Source organism: Romboutsia sp., from assembly GCF_035470145.1.
GTDB lineage: Bacteria > Bacillota > Clostridia > Peptostreptococcales > Peptostreptococcaceae > Romboutsia_D.
On sequence record NZ_DATIRC010000401.1, the window covers coordinates 1 to 2,923 of the forward strand.

General features: G+C 26.9%; 3 protein-coding genes. All 3 read left to right on the forward strand.

The window, feature by feature from the left end:
* Positions 1-1,181: ABC transporter permease (locus VLM92_RS15870; RefSeq protein WP_325277292.1), on the forward strand; the 1,181-nt coding region annotated here is incomplete at its 5' end.
* Between the two features lie 141 nt (positions 1,182-1,322).
* Positions 1,323-1,679 carry a hypothetical protein gene (locus VLM92_RS15875; RefSeq protein ID WP_325277293.1) on the forward strand — a complete coding sequence of 119 codons (357 nt, stop codon included), beginning with the start codon at positions 1,323-1,325 and terminating at the stop codon, positions 1,677-1,679.
* Positions 1,680-2,068: 389 nt separating this feature from the next.
* Positions 2,069-2,923 (forward strand): ATP phosphoribosyltransferase regulatory subunit (locus VLM92_RS15880; protein WP_325277294.1); only part of this gene is annotated, 855 nt, incomplete at its 3' end.

Below are 2,923 nucleotides of genomic sequence, written 5' to 3' on the forward strand. Positions count from 1 at the left end.
TGGCTATAGATAGTATAAGAGCTAATAAGTTAAGGTCCTTTCTTACTATGTTAGGAATAATAATAGGTATAAGTTCTGTTATAGCTATATTATCCCTTGGAGCAGGGGGGACAGCATCTATAACAGGTCAATTTGAAAAAATAGGTGCCTCTACTGTGAATATACAAGTTGATGAACAAAAAGGCCAAAAGAGCGATTACTTTAATTTAAAAGATGCAGATATAATACTTAAAAGAGTAGATACAGTTAAATATGCATCTCCTATAACACAAGTTCAAGGAAGTATAGAAACATCAAAAAAATCTAAATTTGCTGTTATGGCAGGTGGGAATGAAAATTTACAACAAATAAATGGACTTGAAATGTTATATGGAAGATTTTTTAGCCAAAGGGAGTATTTAAAAGGAAACAATGTAATAGTTATTGATCAGGTTAGTGCAAGAAACTTATTTGGATATGAAGATGTAGTTGGTCAATCTGTAAATGTAGGCTCTCCATTGTCTCCTAAAAAGGCAAAAATAATAGGCGTATCTAAGTCAGCAGGTCTTATGCTTGCAGGAGAAGGAACTGAAATGCCTGTATTTGTATATACACCAATTACTTTTATACAAAAGTTGTATCCAAATACATTAATAAACTATTTAAGTATTATAGCAGATTCTAAGGATGAGACAGAAGAAGCTGGTAATTTATCTCTTAGAATATTAGAGAATATCCATCATAATCAAGATAGGAATGTTTATAAGGCAGAAAGTGTATTAAAACAACTAGATCAAATAAACTCTATATTTGCTATATTTACTTCATTTATAGCAGCAGTTGCCTCTATTGCACTTTTAGTAGGTGGAATAGGAGTTATGAATATAATGCTAGTGTCTGTAACAGAGAGAACTAGGGAAATAGGTATTAGAAAAGCCTTGGGAGCAACAACAAATACAATATTAGTACAGTTTCTAACTGAATCTGTTATTATAACACTTATCGGTGGGATTATAGGTCTTATATTGGGAATAATTTCAGCTTACGGATTAGGAAGTATTGCAAATATAACTCCAGTTATATCACCAGTGGCAGTTGTAGGAGTTATATTATTTTCTTCTGCCGTGGGTATTTTCTTTGGAATATATCCAGCTAGAAAAGCCGCAAAATTAAATCCGATAGATGCTTTAAGATATGAATAAAAAAAAGATAATTTATAATAAATACCAAGCATTTACAAATAAGTAAGTGCTTTTTTATTTCTCTTAAAATATGTATATTACTTTATATTTGGTAAATTATATTAATATAAATTAAAGATTTTTTAAAAAGGAAAGATAAGAATGTATTCCAATAGAAGACGCTCTCATGTTCATTTTATTCATCAATATTGTACAAATACAAAAGAATATACTGGAACAAGGATTGTGATATTTTGGAAAGATAGAGGAAGAAAGGAGATAAAAGATATAGGGGATTTTAAAACTCATAAATATGAAAATCCCAAATCTAAAAATAATAAAGTTTCTAAATGGGTAGTAGAGGAATGCCCATTTAAAGATTTAGTAAAAAAAGAAATGGTAAATGAAAGTATTGATAAAAAATATAGGATGATTCATGTATTATATGAGTCAGTAAATAATAAATTAGAAGATTATATAAATGATATAGTGAAATTTGAAATAAATAAAATTATATAGAATGTAAAAAATTTCTAATAAGAAAAAGGGAAAAAAGACTTGCAAAAAAAATGTGGTATATATATAATATAAAACAATATATAAAATACTAAAATTCAAAAATTGAGAGGAGAATTTGTTATGGTGACTTTAGTTACGATAGAATTAAATACAAAATTAAATGAAAAATTAAATCACCATCATCATAGATCCAAGGGATTGTAAAATGAACGAATTTTAGTTCATAGATACAAGCCCTAGTTCCGTTGGAAAAATTAGGGTTTGTATCTATGATGGTTTAAAGATTAATCAAATGTTACTTAGTAAATGATTAAGCCATATAGGTGCAAGCACCTATATGGCTTTTTTTTATTATTTTTTATATATAAATTTAAAAGGAGGGTAAAAGAATGGAATTTTTAAAAATTAAGGATGAAATGGATTATGCAAGAAAAAGATATGAACTAAAAAGAAACATTGAAGATATGTTTACAAGTGAAGGATATCTTCAAGTAGAACCATCAATATTTGAAGACTATAATAATTTTACATCTATTAACAAAAAAATCGAAAAAGAATCTATGGTAAAAATTTTAGATGGAAATGGGAAAGTACTTATTTTAAGACCTGATATTACAATAAACATAATAAAAAGCCTAATTCCAAGATGGGAGGACAACTTAAAGCTTAAACTTTTCTATAACTCTACGATTTATAGAAATAAACCAAATTCAAATATTAAGGAATTTAGAGAAATAGGATGTGAATGTTTAGGTGAACCTTCCTTAGATTCAGAGAGAGAAATTATAGGATTGGTTTTAAAAATATTAAAAGGATATAGTGATAACTTTATTCTAGAAATTGGAAGTAGTAAATATATTAATAGCTTTTTTCAAGAACTTAATTTAAAAGAAAATATAGAAAAAGAAATAAAAGGCTTAATATATAATAAAAACAAGTGTGAATTAATTGATTACTTACAAACTTTAAATTTAGATAAAGAAATGAATGAGTTACTTATGAACCTTTTAGATCTTGAAGGAAATTTAGAGGATGTTATAAATAAATCTAAACTTCTTTACATGAATGATGATATGAAAAAAGCTATAGAGGAACTTACAGTATTAAAAGCCTTTATAGAAGAATATGGATATCTAAAATATATACACTTTGATTTATCAATGATCACTACATTGGACTACTACAAAGGTGTAATATTTAGAGGATATTATCCGAATTCTTATAAAGAAATTATACGTGGTGGA